16 protein-coding genes are annotated in these 20,127 nt (G+C 35.9%); 15 read left to right on the plus strand and 1 reads right to left on the minus strand.

The window, feature by feature from the left end; all coding sequences use genetic code 11:
- Positions 1-43: 43 nt before the first annotated feature.
- The 14 genes from AC1PU0_RS00220 to AC1PU0_RS00285 all read left to right on the plus strand — a co-directional run bounded on the left by AC1PU0_RS00220 (position 44) and on the right by AC1PU0_RS00285 (position 15,215).
- Positions 44-4,054 carry a phage tail tape measure protein gene (locus tag AC1PU0_RS00220; protein ID WP_479998606.1) on the plus strand — a complete coding sequence of 1,337 codons (4,011 nt, stop codon included), beginning with the start codon at positions 44-46 and terminating at the stop codon, positions 4,052-4,054.
- 108 nt (positions 4,055-4,162) lie between these two features.
- Positions 4,163-4,651, plus strand: coding sequence for a hypothetical protein (locus AC1PU0_RS00225; protein ID WP_010766596.1), 489 nt, complete (start codon positions 4,163-4,165; stop codon positions 4,649-4,651).
- 47 nt (positions 4,652-4,698) lie between these two features.
- Entirely contained in the window at positions 4,699-4,836 is a 138-nt protein-coding gene (locus AC1PU0_RS00230; RefSeq protein WP_155854790.1) for a hypothetical protein, read from the plus strand.
- A gap of 75 nt (positions 4,837-4,911) precedes the next feature.
- A complete protein-coding gene (locus AC1PU0_RS00235) occupies positions 4,912-5,994 on the plus strand; it encodes a hypothetical protein (protein ID WP_010766595.1) in 1,083 nt (360 codons plus the stop codon).
- 16 nt (positions 5,995-6,010) lie between these two features.
- Positions 6,011-6,928 (plus strand): hypothetical protein, encoded by a 918-nt coding sequence (locus AC1PU0_RS00240; protein WP_206849754.1) that lies wholly within the window; start codon positions 6,011-6,013, stop codon positions 6,926-6,928.
- Positions 6,929-6,945: 17 nt separating this feature from the next.
- Entirely contained in the window at positions 6,946-7,866 is a 921-nt protein-coding gene (locus AC1PU0_RS00245; RefSeq protein ID WP_206849755.1) for a hypothetical protein, read from the plus strand.
- 100 nt (positions 7,867-7,966) lie between these two features.
- Positions 7,967-8,548 carry a hypothetical protein gene (locus AC1PU0_RS00250; protein ID WP_111249017.1) on the plus strand — a complete coding sequence of 194 codons (582 nt, stop codon included), beginning with the start codon at positions 7,967-7,969 and terminating at the stop codon, positions 8,546-8,548.
- 2 nt (positions 8,549-8,550) lie between these two features.
- Positions 8,551-9,333, plus strand: coding sequence for a hypothetical protein (locus AC1PU0_RS00255; RefSeq protein WP_111249016.1), 783 nt, complete (start codon positions 8,551-8,553; stop codon positions 9,331-9,333).
- A gap of 4 nt (positions 9,334-9,337) precedes the next feature.
- On the plus strand, positions 9,338-11,914 hold the full coding sequence (locus AC1PU0_RS00260) for a phage tail tip lysozyme (protein WP_479998607.1): 2,577 nt from the start codon (positions 9,338-9,340) through the stop codon (positions 11,912-11,914).
- 5 nt (positions 11,915-11,919) lie between these two features.
- Entirely contained in the window at positions 11,920-12,576 is a 657-nt protein-coding gene (locus AC1PU0_RS00265; RefSeq protein WP_111249036.1) for a hypothetical protein, read from the plus strand.
- 4 nt (positions 12,577-12,580) lie between these two features.
- On the plus strand, positions 12,581-12,772 hold the full coding sequence (locus AC1PU0_RS00270; RefSeq protein ID WP_111249014.1) for a hypothetical protein: 192 nt from the start codon (positions 12,581-12,583) through the stop codon (positions 12,770-12,772).
- On the plus strand, positions 12,762-13,229 hold the full coding sequence (locus AC1PU0_RS00275) for a hypothetical protein (RefSeq protein WP_111249013.1): 468 nt from the start codon (positions 12,762-12,764) through the stop codon (positions 13,227-13,229). Before AC1PU0_RS00270 ends, AC1PU0_RS00275 begins: the two co-directional genes overlap by 11 nt.
- Position 13,230: 1 nt before the next feature.
- Positions 13,231-14,259, plus strand: a complete 1,029-nt coding sequence (locus AC1PU0_RS00280; RefSeq protein ID WP_111249012.1) for a hypothetical protein — start codon at positions 13,231-13,233, stop codon at positions 14,257-14,259.
- Between the two features lie 272 nt (positions 14,260-14,531).
- Positions 14,532-15,215, plus strand: coding sequence for an ImmA/IrrE family metallo-endopeptidase (locus AC1PU0_RS00285; RefSeq protein ID WP_111249011.1), 684 nt, complete (start codon positions 14,532-14,534; stop codon positions 15,213-15,215).
- Positions 15,216-15,291: 76 nt separating this feature from the next.
- Here the strand turns inward: AC1PU0_RS00285 and AC1PU0_RS00290 are convergent, their stop codons facing one another.
- On the minus strand, positions 15,292-16,923 hold the full coding sequence (locus AC1PU0_RS00290) for an ABC-F family ATP-binding cassette domain-containing protein (RefSeq protein WP_069653490.1): 1,632 nt from the start codon (positions 16,921-16,923) through the stop codon (positions 15,292-15,294).
- Between the two features lie 313 nt (positions 16,924-17,236).
- Between AC1PU0_RS00290 and AC1PU0_RS00295 the strand changes: the two genes are divergently transcribed.
- A complete protein-coding gene (locus tag AC1PU0_RS00295) occupies positions 17,237-20,101 on the plus strand; it encodes a sigma-54-dependent transcriptional regulator (protein WP_206849759.1) in 2,865 nt (954 codons plus the stop codon).
- The last annotated feature ends 26 nt before the right edge of the window (positions 20,102-20,127 follow it).

Here is a 20,127-nt window from a genome sequence, read left to right on the forward strand (position 1 = left end):
TAACAAAACAGATATTCTTTAGAATAAGAAAGGAGGCGGCAGAATGGCAATAGAAAAAATATCAATAGATATGAAATCCAACTCTGAAGAAATCGCAAAACAGCTTTCTAAAATAGACAGTAAAATCAAACAATTAAAAATAGAGAAAACCAAAGTTCAATCAAGTGTTAAAAAACTTGAAAAAAGCCTAAGCGAATTTAAAGGGTTTAGTTTTATAGAAGATGCAGCTAAGTCTATAGAATCAGGAGCAACAGCGCTCAAAGAAGTCAACGATAAAGTCCCATCAGATTTAAGTAAAATAGGTCCCAAGTTAACAAATATGGGGATTGCCATAGTAGGAATGGGGACTTTGGCTGCTATAGCTGAGAAATTAGCAAGTGGCGATGCTAAAGTAGCCAAAACCGGTTTTAAAACGATTCGTGATATTGGTAAACTATTAGCAGAAGCGGCAGAGACGATGAGTCAAATTGCTGTAAAAGTCCCATCAGATTTAGACTCAATGGGTGCTCGTTTAGGAAATATGGGGATCGCCATAGCGGGAATGGGTGCATTAGTAGCGATAGCTGGCAAATTAGCAAGTAGTGACGCTAAAGTAGCCAAAACCGGCTTTAAAACGATTCGAGATATAGGTAAATTATTGGAAGAAGCAGCTGAAACGATGAGTCAAATCGCGACAAAAGTTCCATCAGATTTAGGCTCAATGGGTGCTCGTTTAGGAAATATGGGGATTGCCATAGTAGGAATTGGCGTATTAGTAGGAATTGCTGGAAAGTTAGCTCAAGACAATCCAAAAGAAGCAAAAAAAGGCTTCCAAATGATCCGAGAAATCGGCAAATTATTAGAAGAAGCAGCTGAAACGATGAGTCAAATTGCCGCAAAAGTCCCATCGGATTTGGGAGAAATGGGATCTCGTTTAGGAAGTATGGGCATAGCGATAGGTGGAATGGGTGTTTTAATTGCGATAGCAGGAAAATTGGCTCAAGACAATCCAAAAGAAGCAAAAAAAGGCTTCCAAATGATCCGAGAAATCGGCAAATTATTAGAAGAAGCAGCTGAAACGATGAGTCAAATCGCCGCAAAAGTCCCATCGGATTTGGGAGAAATGGGTTCCCGTTTAGGAAGTATGGGTATAGCAATAGGCGGAATGGGTGTCCTAGTAGCGATAGCAGGAAAATTAGCGAAGGATCATCCTAAAGAAGCAAAAGCTGGCTTTAAAATGATTCGTGATCTTAGCAACTTATTAGGTGAAACAGCTGAAGCAATGGGACAAATTGCTGAAAAAGTTCCAGGTGATTTTGGTAGCATAGGTGGTAAACTTCTAGCCATGGGGGCTGCGATCGGAGGCATGGGATTACTTGTAGGGATTGTTGGTTTATTTGCTGAGAAGAAACCAGAAATGGCTATGGCTGGACTGGAATCAATCGGAGGAATCATAACTTTATTAACCGAAGCTGCCGAAGCAATGAAGCAGATCGATGAAAAAGTGCCAGATGACATTGCCAATGTTGCGGCAAAACTAGCCAATATCGGCATAGCAATCGGAGGGATGAGCGTCTTAGTTGGCGTTGTCGGTGCATTAGTATCATCAGGTGTTGGTGCATTGATTGCTGGGGCAGGATTAGCAACAGTCTTTCTAGTAGCAGAAGAATTGATGCATGTTTCAGAAGCACTTAATCAGTTAGATCAAAAAGTCCCAGACGACACATCAAGCGTCAAAGGAAAAATAGATTCTGTTGCGACAGCTATCGGGTATTTTACTGCAGCTAATCTAGGAAACGTAGTAGATTTATTCAAAAATGCCGTTGGCGCATTAAATACCGCAGTTGTAGCAGAAGGTGTTATTAAACTAGCAAAAGTAGGAACGGAACTTCAGAAGTTTGAGGATATTACGGTTCCTGCGAATATTGAAACGAAAATCAATGAAATTCAAAGTGTTTTTGAATACTTGAAAAAAGGTGTGGGCTTCCTTAAAGAATTCGACCAATTCTTCAATGGAGGAAAAACAGATACCGATATTGGGAAAGACGCGGCAGAAGCTGTGGGAAATCTAGTTTCTGTAGCTAAAGCAATTGAACAGCTTGAAGAAACTGAGATAACAGATCCAGCAGGGTTAAAGACAAAGATCGAATCCATTCAGAAGACATTTGAATATTTTACTAAAACAAAAGGCTGGTTTGATGATGTAAAACGAGCTTTTGATGGTGGAGATATTGATACTAAAATTACAGAAAAGGCCAAAACCTATGTATCAAATCTAGCTAATATTGCAAATGAGCTATATAAAATACAAGAAGTAGATTTAAATTTTGGTGATATTAAAACGAAGCTTGATGATATTCAGGATATAATAAAAGATTTTGAACAAATAGATCTGGATATGGAACTTGATTCTACTGCTTTAAATGATACAGTGGAAAAAGCAGGACTCATCAATCAATTAATTACTCATCTTGAGAAAGCTTTAACGTTTACTTTTGATGCAGCAGCTCTGGACAATTTTAAGGCAACCATGGCTAATATTTCATTAGCCATTCAAGAAATATTAACAGCAGATTTAATTCCGAAAGATGATAACGGTAAAGCAAGTAAGATTCCTAGTTGGGAAAAAATGGAAGCAGATGTTCAGCAAGCCATCGATAAGTTGGAAAAACTCAACAGTTTAGGAGAACAGCTGAAGACCGCTCTAGGTTATGGATTCGATACTGGAAAGCTGGAGACTTTTAAAGATACAATGAATAACATGTCAACTGCTTTGCGCGAAGTACTAACAAAAGATCTTTTAGTTGACGAAAATGGTGAAGAATTAAAATTTACTGCATGGGAAAAAATGCAAAAAACAGTTACAGATGCAGTTGCAAAAATAACAGAATTAAATAATTTAGGTGAACAACTTGAAACAGCACTAGGATTTACCTTCAATGAAGAGAAAATAGAAGAGTTTCAAAAAACACTCGGACATCTTAAAAGTGCAGTTCAGATTCTTTCGGGGTTTAATTTTGAATTTATCGGACCATTAAAGAAAGGTGACTCAAGTAGTAATTCTAAATCAAATGATAAAAACTTTACAGAAACTGCCAGAACTACAAAAGCAAAAATAGAACAAATAACAAAATTAATGACAGAAATTGATAAAATAACAAATTCTTCGATTGATCCAGAATTACTCAATCAAAAACTATTAGCTCTGACTAAGTGTTTAAATCAAATTAGACAATTTATTATTGATACTAAGGACATAGGTAATGTGGAAGCTATTCAAAATAGTATAACAGCTTTTAGTAATATGGTTGAGCAACTAGCAACGCTAAAAGGAGACTTTGAAGTGGTTGGAACTAGTTATGCTAATAGTCTGTTAAATAAATTCAATGAGATTAATCCAACAGGAGCAATTATGGAAAAAGTTAACACACTTATTTCAGATCTCAAATTGAAATATGGGGAATTTACAGAAATTGGTAGAACCTACGGTGAAAACCTAAAAACAGGTTTTGCAGAAGGCGTAGCAAATATGCTTTCCTCATTAACAGATGTAATTAACAAGCTTACAACCGATGAATCTAAAGCACAATTTACAGCACCACTTAACACACTAGGAAATACACTAGGTGCATCTTTAATTGATGGTTTTAAAGAAGGAATCAGAGGAATGGCTACGGCGATAAACGAAGAGCTTAAAAATGTTAAAACAGCAACAACTAAATCACAAGGTGGTGAAGTCGAGTTTCATGCTTCTGGTGGATTAGCGGGTATTTTCAAAAAGAAAGGTACCGATACAGTACCAGCCATGCTAACGCCAGGGGAATTCGTTCAGCGTAGAGCCGCTGTTAGTACCTTTGGTCTTGATTTTATGAATAAAGTAAATAATCTTGATGTTCGTGGAGCATTCAGCGCATTGACGGGTAGATTTAATACTCAGTCGATGCTTATTCCAGCAGTTTCAACCGTCGTCAATAACATTAACCATACAACAAATAATGCTAATAGAGTAACACAAAATGTAGTTGGTGGAAATGCTGATTATATTATGAAACGAGCAAGTCGTTATTTAAGATAAGTATCTAAGGCATAAACGTATACTAGATATTAACCATAAAATGAGTTTCTTTCTATAGTGATATATGTTAAAATACAAATAGTTATTTTTACGTTACAGGAGGAGAAAATGAAAAAAATAGTAATATCCGTATTAACATTAACAGCACTTTTAGGACTAAGCGCATGTGGTTCTACAGAAAAAACTCCAAAAAAAGAAACAGCTGTAAGTACAGAAGATTCTTCCACAAAAAAAGATAAACAGATGAAACAAATGGAAGAGGACTTAGAGGAAAAAGGCGTAGAAATTAATATCAATAGTATAGATGATAGTTTATATTTTATTAGAGAAAAAGGAATAGACTATGATTATTTTGATATGACGTTTGATGTGTTACATGACCCAGATGAAATTCGTAATATTATGCTCAGATTAAAGGGAAATATTAGTGGGAAAGATAAAGATACTCTATATTATGAAGTGAGTAAAGGAAGGATAGTTGAGTCATCGGTAGACAATACTAGTATAAATGACATGGCTAAAGTTCTCAAAAGTCTAGACTATTCTGACAAAGAAATCTTAGAGTTTGCACAATGGTACTATAACAAAAATCAATAGAATAATAAAAAAATGCAGAAGATATAGTTAACAATGAAGATCAAAAAATGGAAGAAGATTTAGGAGAACAAGGTGTAAAAATAACATCAAGAAACTACGTGTATCTTACTAGAGAGAAAAGCCTAGACTATTCCGACAAAGAAATTCTAGAGTTTGCTCAATGGTACTACAACAACAATAAATAAAAGAACAAGAACAGCCTCCCAGCTGTTCTTGTTCTTTTTTATACATCTAACCAACCTCAAAGAAAGGAGTAAATCATGACAATATTAAACAGAAAATACATCCAATTCAACGATCTCGTGATCGATAACTACGAAATGCTGCAATCAGCGGATCTTAGCGGCGGTTTTAAAACTGGTACAACAGAATACAGCTTCGGTCATGGAAGCTATGCCAATTTTAAAGCCAAGCAACAGTTTTCTCTGGAGCAGTCACTAAGCATGACGCTAAAACTCGATACAAGAAAATTGAGTTGTGATCAAAAGAAATTTTACAAAGATTATGTCTTCATGAATATCGTCAAAGCAGGCAAGTTATGGGCCATTGAAGGCGAACAACTTTTATGGACGAATGCCTTTATCAAAGATTTCAGTGAGTCCTATTCAATGGAACGACATGTTGTCAATATTGATATCGATCTTGTCTTATACGAAGGAATTTGGCATAAAGCAGACACGAAAAAAGTTTTCTTAAAACCATATGTAGCGTGTAATTTTATGGACTGTTTAGATTTTCAAGAAGTCGATGAGTGCCAAGATTGTTGTATTTCGTGCACCCAAACCAAACATGAACCGTGTCCAAAATGCGTCTGTGAATGTGATTTTCTAACTGGAGATAACTCACTTTGCGAACTGAAAAAAGACGTCGCAAATGCTTTTTATAGCCAATGTGGTGATACGTATCAAATCATTTATAACTGTGAGGCAGGGAAAAAGATTTGGTCTGAAGAAAAAATGCTTGGACATAAAATCTGTAAGGCAGAGCCATGTAAAGATATTATTGCAGGACAGTTTTACAGTGACACGATCATGGATAGTGACAAGCTCACCATCACGTTGATCGGAGCGATGAAAGATCCAGTGATTACCTTGAACGGTAACACAATGCAAATTTTAGGCGAATATAACGGTAAATTGACCTTGACATCTAGCGGTGAGATTTATTATCTCGAAGATCAGTGCTGTTCAGAAAAAGTCATCAACATCAATCAATTAGTGATACCAATTGGCAGTACATTTGGTTTTAGTGTTCATCATGGAACGAACGGCATCATCGTCGAAACCAATAATTGCTGTGAAATGACCTGTGTGTATGTCAAAGTCGACAGATTAACGATTTAAAAAAGGAGGGAAATACATGTCTGATTATTGTACAGCTTGCGGCGCTCTAAAAGAATACGCACCGAATTTTGTGAAGAATGGCATCACAGATAAAGAGTGTAAAAGCCTACAAAAAGATACGGGATTAAACCCAGATTTGAAAGAATTGCATAAAAATTGTGAAGACCTCAATGATATGTTGGATTGCTTACTCCATTCGTTACAAGACAAATTACCTGCGTATACTGTTTGTGACTGGAAAGAGTACATGAAAGAACTAACGAACAATTTATACACGATTCAAAAAGCCATGATCTGTAGTGAATGTGGGCAATGGGCAAAACTTCATGAAATTGAAGATTCAATCAATAAATTATGGGCAAAAATGACGAAAGTCGAAGCAGCATTAGATGTATTAGCTGCTCAAAAATGGGAGGTCGATGTGCGTCGTTTAGTGCAATCTGAAGTACCAGAATTAAAGATTCACATTGACCGATCAGGATATTTTGAATTTAATTGGACTGATTGGGATATGAATGGATCAGTTATCACCAATCCTATGGGGCGAGGAAAACTTACAGGAAGAATCAACTTTGGCATGGCGCAAGAAAATGGGATGAATGCGAAATGGCAAGTTAGAAGTGTGACCTTGGATACTGTGACATATCAATCATTGAATGTCAGAAGCTTAGAATTCATCATTAAGTTTTATGTACCAACCATTTCAGGTGGAACGCTAGAATATGAGCGTCCTCATAATAGCTTGGAAACGTTCACGGATAAGATCAATAAAACGATCCCACTTGATTTAAAAGGCGTTTTGAGCTCTGGGCAAAATAGCGGTTGGTTGCAGATTTTTTCGTTTAAAGATCAAGGCAAAGTATTGAGCAGCATTGTGGATGGACAAGTTCGATTTTCTAATAAAAATTTGACATCCGTTCCACCTTATATTTAGAAAAGGAGATGAAAAGAATGGCCGATTATTGTGCAGCATGTGATAATTTAAAAGAGTATGCAGCAAATTTTATTATTAATGGGATCACAGAGAAAGAATGTAACAGTTTGAAAAAAGATACAGGTTTAAATCCTAATTTAGACGTTCTTCATACCAACTGTGAGGATTTAAGCGATCTGAACGACTGTTTGATTGGAGCTTTAAAAGACACCTTAGCAGATCAGAATGTGTGTGATTGGAAAGCATTTATGGATCAATTAATGACTAATCTGCAATTGATGAATAAAGCAATGGTCTGCAGCGACTGTGGGCAATGGCTCAAAATTCATGAACTGGAAACATCGATCAATAAATTATGGGAAAAAATGGCAAAAGTAGAAGCAACCTTGGATGCCTTAGCCGCTCAGAATTGGGAAGTGAATGCTAGCTATGTCATTGAATATTCAACACCTGAAATGAGTGTATCAATTGATAGAGGGACAGGAAATTTTGTTTTTAATTGGACTGATTGGTTAGATAGTTCATTTAAGCGAAGATTGGGAAGAGGTAGTGTGACCGGTAAAGTTAACTTTGGTATGGGACAAGAAAGTGGACTGAATGCAAAATGGCAAATACGGAGTGTCACAGTTAATGAGTGTACTTATAAGTCAGAAAAGGTGAGTGGCGCTAATGAATTTGTGATTAGTTTATATGTCAAAAATGATAAAGAGACTAGTATATTCAAAAAGAAACACAATACAATAGAGGATAAAACATGGGCTATTAATCAAACGATTACCATTGGTATGAAAGGTGTACTTCCACCAGGCACTGACAGTGGTTGGATTCAATTTCTTGAAGTTTTCAATGATAGCTTATCAAGTACATTAGATGATCGTGCGAATGTAAAAATCCAATTTGCTAATAAGAATAAAACATCAGTTTCACCATATATTTAAAAAACTCATTTCTACCATGAAAAACGATGGTGGAAGTGAGTTTTTATTATGTACAGTTTATTATAAAAAATTGAAAGATCAAAAGAGAGGATGAAATAAGATGACAGATTGCCAAGCTTGTGAAGAATTAAAAGTGACTAGCCCAGAATTTGTTTTGAATGGGATTACAGATCAAGAGTGTAAAAGTTTGCAAAAAAATACAGGATTAAATCCTAAACTCCCAGTGTTACACGATAACTGTGAGGATTTGAATAATCTGAATGACTGCCTAATAGGCTATTTGGGAGAAAAATTACCAGCAGTTAATATGTGTGATATTAAAGAATTTATTCTGGATTTTCTAAATAATCAACGATTGATGAATAAAGCATTGATCTGCTCCGACTGTGGTCAGTGGGATTTGATTGAAAAAATGATGGACGCATTGTTGAAGATTATTGAAAAATTAAAAGAAATCGGTGTTTGGGAAGGCGGACTTGAAGGAGGCTTTATTCCTGGAAAAGGCATTGCTGGTGGGAATATCAACTTATTTGGTGGTTCTCCTGATGGTGCTCACTATATCCGAACCAATAATAATTCAACGGAAAATGATTTGGCGGGTGGAATCAATGTAGCATTGCTGAAACAACTGAAAGCAGAATTAAAGGAAGAACTAAAAGAAGAATTAAAAGAGGGTGAATAATTATGCCGAATAGAAGATATGCCCCGATTCTTGGTAGTTGGGGGCGAGATCCTGGTGTTCCTGGAGATGTACATATTGTAGGTGCACCCACAGCTGAACAATTTAATGCATTTCCAGGTAATCCACCAGGCAATCCAGCAGAATTTAGATATGGAGAAGGAGTTACTGCCGAAAATATAAGTGGGAATATATTTAGGTTGCGTCTATCGCTTGTAGCTTATGGAGTTAAAGGAGAAACGGGACGCTATACACCTTATAATTATGCAGGTAGTTTAGCAACGGAATATGACTGGCAATTAATTGTTGCTAAAACATCCGTACAAACAGAAAATCCGGAGAGTGTACCATACACACATGCATTCACTGAAACACTGAAAAAGAGATATTATGGCACGCAATCTTTGTATGAAAAGGCAGGTTGGAATAATCCACATTCTCAAAATAGTTCAGGAGGAACATGGTACAACGACGTGACAGATAACACGTTTGATTCAACCGATATCACTTGGTTAAAAATAACAATTTATGGGGATGATACATATCCTCTTGAGTATAGCTATATTAGATTTAAAGATATTGTTTCTGATTATCGGCCAATGGCTATTAGAGAAAAAGGAGTTTGGAAGTCGTTAGATAATCAGGGCGGTTATTGGAAGATCCGAAAATCTGGAAGTTGGGTCGATATTCCAAAAACGCTATTTAGTGAAGATGGACAGCCTAATAAAAGCGCAAATCAAATCCGTAAAGACGGAACATGGAAAGCACAAAGTAAGATAGGAGGCTGATTTTATGACGAGCATTGAAACAGCAATTAATTGGATGGATCAACGTAAAGGGGCTGTCACATATAGTATGGCGGCCAGACTAGGTCCTAGTAGTTATGATTGTAGTTCTGCTGTTTATTTTTCATTGATTGCAGGAGGCTTTTTGTCTGTTGGTACAATGGGGAATACTGATTCTCTTTTTGGACATTTAGAAGGAGCAGGCTGGCAACAAGTAAGTAGTCCAAAACGTGGGGATGTCTTTGTTTGGGGAAACCGTGGTGCTTCCGGCGGGGCAGCTGGGCATACGGGTATCTTTATTGATAGCACATCCATTATCCATTGTAATTATGGCTCAAATGGCATTTCAATCGACAATTATGCAGCTAGTAGGAGCTACAGTGGTAATCCACCAGCAACAATCTATAGTAATCCCAAAGGGTCAAGTGGCGGTTCAACTCCAGCCCCAGAGATTACATCAGAAGAAGAGCGTAGAGCTTGGTCGATCGCCCAACTTTTAAATAAAGCTGGCTATAATATGAGTTCAATTGCTGGTTTATTAGGAAATATCGATGTTGAGACGGGTGGATCAATGAACCCTGATACCGACCAGATAGGAGGACCAGCCTATGGATTGGTTCAGTGGGATGGTTCTGCATATCCCTTAGTTGGTAGTAAAACGTATAATGGACGAGAGTACGTTCAGCGTTTATTAAGTCATGCCAATATCAATGGGAATTATACAAGTGTAGAAGTTCAAACACGTTTGATCGATTGGTGTATGTTCAACGGACAATGGATCGGTGTGGTCGAACCAAAATCTGTCGAAGGATTTAGAAATATTTCAGATGTAGAACAGGCAACAATAGCTTTTCTCAAAAATTTTGAACGAGCAGGAACGGAGCATCTTCAAAAAAGACTTGATGCAGCCAAGCGTTGGCATGGTTTTCTGAATACATTGCCTTCTGATTTAGAAGGTTTTGAGACATTTGAAACAATGACCAATGTTGGTTCTTTAGACTTTTTAGGAATTAAAAACGGAGAAATTCATGCTTCCGGATGGCACTTTAGCTCAGATAAAGGGGAACAATACATCGCATTTATCAATGCTGAAACGGATCAAGAATTGGGACGTATCAAAGCAGAACCAATTGACCGTCCTGATGTTAAAGAAGCCTATCCCAAAGTAATTGGTGTCGATAAGTCTGGTTTTGAGGTCAAATTTAAAGTGCCGAATGGAACAGCTATTTATATCAAAGGGATACGGACGAATGGAACAGCTATCGATGAACTAATTTTTGATAAAATTATTATTTTTGAACAAGCTTTTGATGTTGAAATCGATCCATATGCTAAAAGTAATACTAAATTCTTTTTTGAAATAATAGAAGGTGGAAAAGTTGTTAAACGAGGGACTAAAATTCTAAATACACTTGGCTGGAGTAATGAGCTAATGTATGTGCCAACGACTCAAATTATATTACCGATTGAATACACCGAATGGATCAATGGTCGTGAAGAAATCAAACTGTATATTAATAAAAAAGTTTTTCACGGTATTGTGACAGGTTATACATTGGATAAAGATAATGAGACTTTATCTGTTGATTTAGCTCATGTGGTTTCCGAGTGGGAATATCGACAAATTTCAACCAATTTAGCTGCTAAAAACAGAACAGTGAATGATATATATAGCACATTAGATTTTCGATATCCAGGTTGGAACTTGAATTATCGGCAGGATTCAGCAATGCGTGTGATTGATTATGTCTATAGCCGGCAAAATAAGCTAGAAGGTCTAACAAAAACATGCGAGTTAACAGCGGATCTTTTTTGGCGGATAGGATTTCATTTTGGGCGTGCGTTGGAAATTGGGTCTTTCGGAGATAAGAAATCATATTTATTTTCAACAAAGCCTAGTAGTAAACAAAATATTCGAATTATTGCAGAACCAACAATTAGTCATAATTTTGACCATGTCATTAATATCGCTACAGTTTATGGAGAAAAATCGGACTCTGGTATGTCGAGTATGAGTCTTAGAGAAATCTATGAAGATAAAGCAAGTCAAGATCCCAATTTTCCAATCGTAATTTTGAGAAAAGGTATCAATAACGAGCGAGGTTATGATTATATTCAGTTTTCTAAATTAGCTCCGAATGGAAATATAGAGTATTCTGTGATTGATACAGAGAGTATAGCCTTAGAATCAGCCAAAGTGATTGAAGGATCATTTTCTTTTAATGATTTAGCACCATTCAACACAAATGCAGAAGAAATAACAGATGAAGATCGAGCAAAAGCAGCTAAAACAGCTTACGATGCTGCCGTGAAAAAATTAAAACAATCTAGACGTACCTATCAAATCGAATTGACAGTAGAAGAGTTACCAGATGACATCAACGTGGGTGACAAAGTTCGATTGTTGTATGACAATCAGCTTTTAATGGTCGAAGAATGTTCAAATTACATGAAGAAAATTCTTAAGATGGATGATTGGTTTTATATTACCAGTATCAATTATACGATTGACCAAAGCGGTGTTGAGCAAAATAGTGTTGTCTTGGAGAAATTTTTAAAAGTAGACAGGGAGAGTGGTCAGTAGTGAAAATGACATATGATTCAGCGTTAAATAAAATAGCTGAGCGAATCGCTGATCGAACAGCTGAAAGCCGGCAAGACCAGCTCCAAAGAAGGAATCAAGTGGTTGATATTTATGGGATGGAATTTACACGGCAGGGTGATACGAATCACCCTGCTGTTTTTTATATCTCAGTTAGTCCAGACCTTATTTATTATGAACGGTTTGAGTTTAAAATCATTATACAGCCGTTTGCAATGTCGATTGGCTCAGGTGGTGCAACCGGTTCAACGGCTATACGAGTCAATGAAACAGATTTAGTAGTTAATCAAAATACAGTCAGTCCAAATCCACACAAACATACTACGCAGCCACATAATCACTCATTAGATGCGGGTGTCTCTTTATTTACCAGTAGTGTTTCTGATTTTGAGATTTGGATTGAAGGGATCAATTTGACGCCTTATTTGAAAGCTCAATATGCTGGTTCGTGGGTCGATGGCGAAGGAGTCTTCCCAACGAAAGGATTGTCCAACTATGATCTTCTTAAAGCTGTTGGTTTTATGCCAACATGGCAGCAAGGAGCAATACTAGCACCTGGTTATAAAAAAGTAGAATTGAAAGGAACTGGAGTTTTCAATGCAACATTGGTCAATTATTTAAAATACTCTCATGTGAATAGGTGATGAAATGAATAAATATGATGAACAAGCTCAGAAATTGAAAGATCATTTACAAAATCACCCGAAAGATTATCAAAGCTTAATTAGCTTTTTTAAAGTTGAAAGTGATTCGATTGTATATGAAGAGAAAAAAAATAAAAGTCTCATGATGCGGGAAATTGCAAAATATAAGAGAGATGGTGAAATAAATGGAAAATAAACATTCAACAGATGGCATTGCGGAAGATTTAATCAGAAGTTTTATCCAAATCGCAAGTGCTGAAATACATGCTAAAACATTACTAGAAAAACGAATTTCTGAATTAGAAAATGGCTTGATCGATCTTGAAGTAAATCTAGAATCACAGCTACGAAAAATCAACGAACTTAAAGAAGAAATCACAGCTTTTGCAGAATTGCGTCGAGCAGATATGTTGTATCTTTTTGAGATGTATGGTGGTCAAGGTGATAAAGAAAAATGGTGTACAGTGAAACATCTAGCTATTGCAATGATGACTGCATTTGAAGCATGGCAAGCAAGTGAGCATGATGAAGTTTTACTATCTTCAGCTTTGGCCAAAAATAAAGTATTTATCAAAGCTTTAACACAATTTTTAGGTGTAGACGTAACAGAATGTGCTGCATGTTTCGCTGATATTTTGAAAGGAGGTCATTAAGATGGTAAAACCAACAATTTGTAACTCGGATGAAAAAATACCTGTGCTCCCAGAAGTGTGTGACACTGGATTATGGGAAGTTCCAGTAAACAGTTTATCTGAAATAAAAAAAGCAGACCGAGATCATGCTTATGTTTTACCCGATGATACGGTTTGGGTATTATCACATGATGGGAAAAAATTTATTCAGCTAAATTTAGCAACTAGTGGAGATGGGCAACCAACACAGATTATAAATAATGATGGGTTTATTGCTGTCAAAGGAAGCGGCACTCATAATGTTTCAATCGATCTTGACACTGAGAAAATGAAAGGAAACTTTCAGGATAAATTGGTTGCTGGAGATAATATAAAAATAGAAGACAATGTTATTTCAGCAATTGGAGGAAGCTCTGAAGAACACGTTACATTGGTTAGTAACACTGATGGATATCTAAATGTAGAAGGTAGTGGGTCCAATGACATACAAATTGATCTGAATAAGGAGCAATTAGACAAACAATATCAGAAGAAAATCAAATTAGCTACTGGTGGTTTGATTATTACTGAAAGACCAACGAACACGTCACTCTCGACTAATAGCTTAAATTTAGGAACATTATCACACGATTTTTCTTACTTCATCATACAAAGTTTACATTTTTTTACTATTAAACTAAGAATCGAATCCGCTTTTTATTTTGAACCTAAGCAAGGAAGTATTGTGAGGGCTCAAAATTTCAAAAATAGACCTCAAATTTCGTCAGTAATGAAGCATCATTTTTACTTTGATGTGGCAGCTAAAACAAACCCAGCTAATAATGGTGGTGAGTATAAAAATTATACCATTACAGGCTATTATGAAATGGCGAAAAATACAGAAGGTGGCAGTCATGATTTTAATTTAACATTTACGGGAATGTTTGATTGGACTGCTGATATACCGTTCTCAGATGATTTAATTTTGAAAGATGAAAATAATGTATTCTCTACAGAATATACAGGTACCGAATATGAGTTGGTTATACGGCCAAAAACAGTATTTTTATAATGAATTACCATATTTGTAATAAAGCTTATAATTAATACAGTTTATATAATGTTATAAAAAATAGGACTTAAGGCTGATTACAAAAATATTACAAATAGATTACGATTGTTTTACGAAATGGGTTTTATAAAAACAAAAAAGTCGTAGATATTTTTATTTGTTGGAAATTTAGAATAATTAATAAGACTAAAATATAAGAAAAGTTTTAAGAATATTATATTGTTTTTATTAGTGGTCCATTTAGAGTGCAAAAGGGACAGGGGGAGAGGGAGATGTTTAAACACGTAAACGAATATGTTTGTTTTTCTGATGAAATCAATAACTATCTTTCAGCGATTATGATTGATAACAAGATTAGCCATGAGGAATATCATTATTCTTATATTTGGGAGTTAGTAAAATCACAAGGAGTGAGCATAAGAGGTTTTGATTTTAAAGAAACTACATCTGAATGTATTTTTGGAATGCTTGTTGAGGATCAGCTAGAGCCGACAATAGTATTTAATCAACAGCTAGATGTTAATACGAAAAATTTTGTAATTAGTCATGAAATTATTCACTATTTATTCCATAAAAATGAGAAGAATGTAGTTTTTATCGACACAAAAGAAAGTTTAAAAAATCATGGTCGTAAGACTCTACAAGAGTTTCAAGCGAATATAGGTGCCTCAGCTATTCTAATGCCTGATGAGGTGTTGATTTATTTTTTAAAAAAAGGGTGGAGTTTAGTTCAATTATCTAATTCTTTTGCATTATCAGAAGAGGATATTGCTATCCGATTGATCCAGATAATGCAAGCAAATTTTGAATTGTCCTTTAGAACAGCTAAAAATCATGCTGACGATATTCGTTATCATTTTAACGAAAAAGGAAAAACGACGGCTATTTTACTTGCTACTGAATTAGAGTATCAATTAAAGAAAAAACAAACAAAAATAGATTTTATTAAGTATTAAAAACAAAAAAAGCTATAAAGTAGTAGTGGACATTTAAGGCCACTACTACTTTATAAGTATATAGGATCAATAAAGATTAATACTCACCAGAAAACAATTCATCTAATTGTTTTTGAACGTCTTTATTTTCTAAGAATTCATCATACGTTGTATCTGCACGGTCAACTACACCTTTGTCAGAAACAGCGATAATACGATTCGCTAATGTTTGAATAAATTGGTGGTCATGTGATGCAAATAAAATAGCACCAGTGAAGGCCATCAAGCCATCATTCAAAGCCGTGATCGATTCTAAATCCAAGTGATTTGTAGGATCATCTAAAACAAGTACGTTTGATTTAGACAACATTAATTTAGAGAGCATCACACGCACTTTTTCGCCCCCAGAAAGGACGTTTACTGATTTCAGGACGTCTTCACCAGAGAATAACATTCTTCCTAAGAATCCACGTAAGAACGTATTGTCATCTTCTTCTTTACTTGCAAATTGGCGTAACCAATCTAAAATCGTCAAATCAGTGTCGAAATCTTTGCTGTTATCTTTCGGTAAGTAAGCTTGAGTGGTTGTAACCCCCCAACGAACGCTACCAGTATCAGGAGTAATTTCACCCATAATCACTTTGAATAAAGTGGTTGTAACGATATCATTATCTGCAATGAAGGCTACCTTATCAACGTTATTTAAAGAGAATGAGATATTGTCCAGAATCTTCTTACCATCAATTGTTACAGAAACATTTTCTACGTGTAGTAGATCATTTCCGATTTCTCTATCTGGTGTAAAGCCAACAAATGGATAACGACGTGAAGAAGGTTGGATATCATCCAAAGTAATTTTGTCCAACATTTTTTTACGAGAAGTCGCTTGTTTGGATTTCGATGCGTTCGCACTGAAACGAGCGATAAAGTCTTGTAATTCTTTGATTTGCTCTTCTTTTTTCGCATTGGCATTGGATTGTAATTTTGCCGCTAATTGGCTTGATTCCAACCAAAAATCATAGTTCCCAACATATAGTTTGATTTTTCCGAAATCAAGATCAGCCATGTGCGTACATACTTTATTTAAAAAGTGACGGTCATGGGAAACGACGATAACTGTATTTTCAAAGTTGATTAAGAATTCTTCTAACCAATTGATTGAGCGAGTGTCTAATCCATTGGTCGGCTCATCTAGTAGTAAAACATCGGGTTTACCGAATAGGGATTGCGCAAGCAACACTTTAACTTTTTGGCCAGCTGTTAGTTCACTCATTTTTTGGTCATGTAAACTTTCAGGAATGTTTAATCCTTGGAGTAAAACTGCTGCTTCTGGTTCAGCTTCCCAACCGTTTAACTCTGCAAATTCCCCTTCAAGCTCAGCCGCTTTGATTCCATCTTCATCCGTGAAATCTTCTTTCATGTAGACAGCGTCTTTTTCTTTCATTACTTCATACAATCGTTTGTGACCCATGATAACCGTTTCTAAAACAGTATTTTCTTCAAAGTCAAAGTGATTTTGTTTCAAAATAGCCAAACGTTCATCAGGGCCTAAAGCAACATTTCCAGTTGTTGGTTGGATATCGCCAGACAAAATCTTTAGAAACGTTGATTTACCGGCACCATTAGCACCAATCAAGCCATAACAGTTACCAGGCGTGAATTTAATATTTACATCATCAAAAAGTTTGCGGTCTGAAAATAGCAAACTTACATCATTTACAGTAATCAATTGTTTTCCTCACTTCATATAGAATAGTTAAACCTCTCTGCATTATAGCGAGGAAACCCATATTTTTCAAGGAATTTCAGACTTTTTCAGAAATACCTTATGGATTTTATTAAAATGAGATAACTTTTTATAAAATCGTTGTTTCATGTGAAACATTCTAATAAAAAGGTTATCTGTGTACTTTTAAAACGATACACTGTATGATACACATAAATTAGTGTATCGTTTGTTGTTTTAGCATTTAATGTTATCTAACTATGGGCTAGGTTGAAACGCACGAATACAGCTTTTAATTTTAAAAGGAGGAGTCAGGATGAAACGTATCGAACGAATCTATCTTTATGTAAAAGAGCAGACGGAAAATTTAACGCCTAGTGATGTCTCTTTAGGTAGTGGTGTGACAACAGGGGATGTTTCAGATGCATTAGATATCCAAAGAACAAATGCTAGCAAAGACTTAAATCAACTAGTACGGGAAGGGTTATTAGAAAAAACAGAGGGTCGTCCTGTAAAGTATGTCGACAAAGTCATTTTTAAATATCAACCACTAACAAAGCCTGTAAAAAGCTACCGTGAACATAGTCTAGTTGAGGACACTACAGCACGTAAGCATCACGTACATAAACCTTCAAAAATATTTACTGGAGAAGACATTTTCAAAGGGATGATTGGCTCTGCTGGCAGCATGAGGACGCCTGTCGAACAAGCGAAAGCAGCGATACTGTATCCACCAAAAGGATTGAACTGTTTGATTACTGGCCCAACTGGATCTGGGAAAACCTATTTCGCTCATGCCATGTTCCAATTTGCCTTAATGAATCATGTGATCGCTCCAGATAAAAAATTAGTTGTCTTTAATTGCGCTGATTATGCTCACAATCCGGAATTATTGATGTCGCATCTTTTTGGCTATGCAGAAGGCGCATTTACAGGCGCAACGAAAGCCAAAGAAGGAATCATTCATGAAGCAGATGGAAGCATTCTATTTCTTGATGAGGTTCACCGTTTACCACCAGAAGGACAAGAAATGGTCTTTTATTTTATGGATCATGGAACGTATTCAAGATTGGGGGAAACCGTTAAAAATCGTCAAGCAGATGTGAGGATTATTTGTGCAACAACTGAAAACCCAACCTCTTCTTTACTAAATACGTTTGTCCGCAGAATTCCGATCATCATTCAGTTACCTAATTTTATTGATCGCCCTGCAAAAGAAAAAATTGATCTTCTTAGAGTGATGATCTCAATGGAAGCTTCACGTATTCAGAAAAAAATTTCGTTATCAGAAGATGTAGTGAAAGCTTTGATCGGTAGTGTTTCTTATGGCAATGTAGGACAATTGAAATCCAATGTTCAGTTAGTGACAGCTAGAGGCTTTTTAAATCATATCGACCAAGATGAATTGACAATCACGATCGATGAATTGACCGATAGCATCAAAGAAGGGATGATGCAGCTAGCGAGCAATCGTGAAGCATTGGCGGAACTATCAAAATATTTGGAACCGCAAATGATCGTTACACCCAATGAACCTTTAGTAACGATACAATCAGATTCATATGAATTACCCTATAATTTATATGAAATTATTGGTGATAAAGCAGCTTTATTAAAAGCTGATGGATTAGAACAAGAAGTGATCAACAATTTTATTACAACAGATATCAATGTACATTTAAAATCTTTCTATAAAGATCATGGTTTTACATTTGATACTGAAAACAAGTTAGCAGAAATCGTCGATCAGCGTATAATCGATGTCACCAAAGAAATCTATACTTTTGCTAAACAAAAACTAAACTATAATTTCCAATCAAATTTTATTTATGCCATGAGCTTGCACATTAGTTCATTCTTAAAACGAATTCAAAATGGTGAAGAGCGCCAACACAAATTAAATGAGAATATCAAAAATATGGTGTTGGATTATCCGGTAGAATTTGAGACAGCACAAGAAATAAAACGTATTATTGAAATCAATTATCAAATGAAAATACCTGAATTTGAAACCTATTATCTGGCGGTATTACTCATTTCACTAAGAGAAAATAAAGATGCAGGACGGATTGGTATTGTCGTTGCCGCCCACGGAAAAAGTACAGCAACAAGCATGGTGCAAGTGGTATCCCAATTGTTGAATGTTGATAATTTAAGAGCGGTCGATATGCCGTTAGAAATGCAGCCGAAAGAAGCTTTGCACCAAATCGTGAATGTAGTCAAAGAAGTCAATGAAGACAGTGGTGTGATTCTTTTGGTAGATATGGGTTCTTTAGCTACGTTTTCAGATGAAATCACGCGGCAGACAGGAATCGAAGTTCGAACAGTTGATATGGTCACAACACCAATCGTTTTAGAGACAGCGAGAAAAACGACATTGATCGATACACAGTTGGAGACATTATATGAGTCACTGAAAAACTTTCAAGGATACGCCAAAATTCATCAAGAGAGAGAAATGGATTCTTTGGAAACGTGGAAAAAAAGAGTAATCATCGCAATCTGTGCTTCTGGGGAAGGAACTGCTAAGCGGATGAAAGAAATGATCGAAGCTGCTGTCCCATCCCAATTAGCTTTAGAATTAGAAGTATTCCCCTTGTCCATTGTCGATATGAAAGAGCAACTTGTTGCCATTCAAGAAGAGTATCGTGTTATTGCGACAACGGGTATTACAGATCCTAAAATTGCAGCACCATTTATTCCGATGGAAACCTTTTTCTCTGGTGAAGCGGAGTCTGTGATCAATCAGCTATTGATGGATAGTGATATTTATGTAGAAACACAAGAAATGGATGAGCCAATGGCTAAAAAAATCTGTGTTGAGTACATGGAGGAAAGCTTTACCTTTATCAATCCCAAAAAAGTAATTGATCCGTTATGGGGATTTGTTGACATCATCCGAACTAAGCTGAATCTACAATTGGATTATACGTTCTATGTTAATTTAGTCATGCATTTAGCCGGTATGTTAGAAAGAGTGCTACAGCATGATACATTGACGCTGACCGAAGAAGAACGAACACAGGTCACAAGCGAACCTAGCTATGAAATCGTAATGGAAGCAGCCGTTTATCTAAAGCAACTATTTAAAATTGAGTTACCAGTGGAAGAAATTTATTATATTATTCAGTTGATCAAAAATACACAGTTGAATCAAGCTCAAAAACAGATGATACACTAGAATCGATACACAAAGAAGATACACTG

The sequence above is a fragment of the Enterococcus sp. XAF26B05_ASV22 genome (assembly GCF_056727285.1).

What these genes read in the sequence shown, in the direction of transcription:
- AC1PU0_RS00220 (WP_479998606.1), top strand. Translation starts at nt 44, where the DNA reads ATGGCAATAGAAAAAATATCAATAGATATGAAATCCAACTCTGAAGAA.
- AC1PU0_RS00225 (WP_010766596.1), top strand. Translation starts at nt 4,163, where the DNA reads ATGAAAAAAATAGTAATATCCGTATTAACATTAACAGCACTTTTAGGA.
- AC1PU0_RS00230 (WP_155854790.1), top strand. Translation starts at nt 4,699, where the DNA reads ATGGAAGAAGATTTAGGAGAACAAGGTGTAAAAATAACATCAAGAAAC.
- AC1PU0_RS00235 (WP_010766595.1), top strand. Translation starts at nt 4,912, where the DNA reads ATGACAATATTAAACAGAAAATACATCCAATTCAACGATCTCGTGATC.
- AC1PU0_RS00240 (WP_206849754.1), top strand. Translation starts at nt 6,011, where the DNA reads ATGTCTGATTATTGTACAGCTTGCGGCGCTCTAAAAGAATACGCACCG.
- AC1PU0_RS00245 (WP_206849755.1), top strand. Translation starts at nt 6,946, where the DNA reads ATGGCCGATTATTGTGCAGCATGTGATAATTTAAAAGAGTATGCAGCA.
- AC1PU0_RS00250 (WP_111249017.1), top strand. Translation starts at nt 7,967, where the DNA reads ATGACAGATTGCCAAGCTTGTGAAGAATTAAAAGTGACTAGCCCAGAA.
- AC1PU0_RS00255 (WP_111249016.1), top strand. Translation starts at nt 8,551, where the DNA reads ATGCCGAATAGAAGATATGCCCCGATTCTTGGTAGTTGGGGGCGAGAT.
- AC1PU0_RS00260 (WP_479998607.1), top strand. Translation starts at nt 9,338, where the DNA reads ATGACGAGCATTGAAACAGCAATTAATTGGATGGATCAACGTAAAGGG.
- AC1PU0_RS00265 (WP_111249036.1), top strand. Translation starts at nt 11,920, where the DNA reads ATGACATATGATTCAGCGTTAAATAAAATAGCTGAGCGAATCGCTGAT.
- AC1PU0_RS00270 (WP_111249014.1), top strand. Translation starts at nt 12,581, where the DNA reads ATGAATAAATATGATGAACAAGCTCAGAAATTGAAAGATCATTTACAA.
- AC1PU0_RS00275 (WP_111249013.1), top strand. Translation starts at nt 12,762, where the DNA reads ATGGAAAATAAACATTCAACAGATGGCATTGCGGAAGATTTAATCAGA.
- AC1PU0_RS00280 (WP_111249012.1), top strand. Translation starts at nt 13,231, where the DNA reads ATGGTAAAACCAACAATTTGTAACTCGGATGAAAAAATACCTGTGCTC.
- AC1PU0_RS00285 (WP_111249011.1), top strand. Translation starts at nt 14,532, where the DNA reads ATGTTTAAACACGTAAACGAATATGTTTGTTTTTCTGATGAAATCAAT.
- AC1PU0_RS00295 (WP_206849759.1), top strand. Translation starts at nt 17,237, where the DNA reads ATGAAACGTATCGAACGAATCTATCTTTATGTAAAAGAGCAGACGGAA.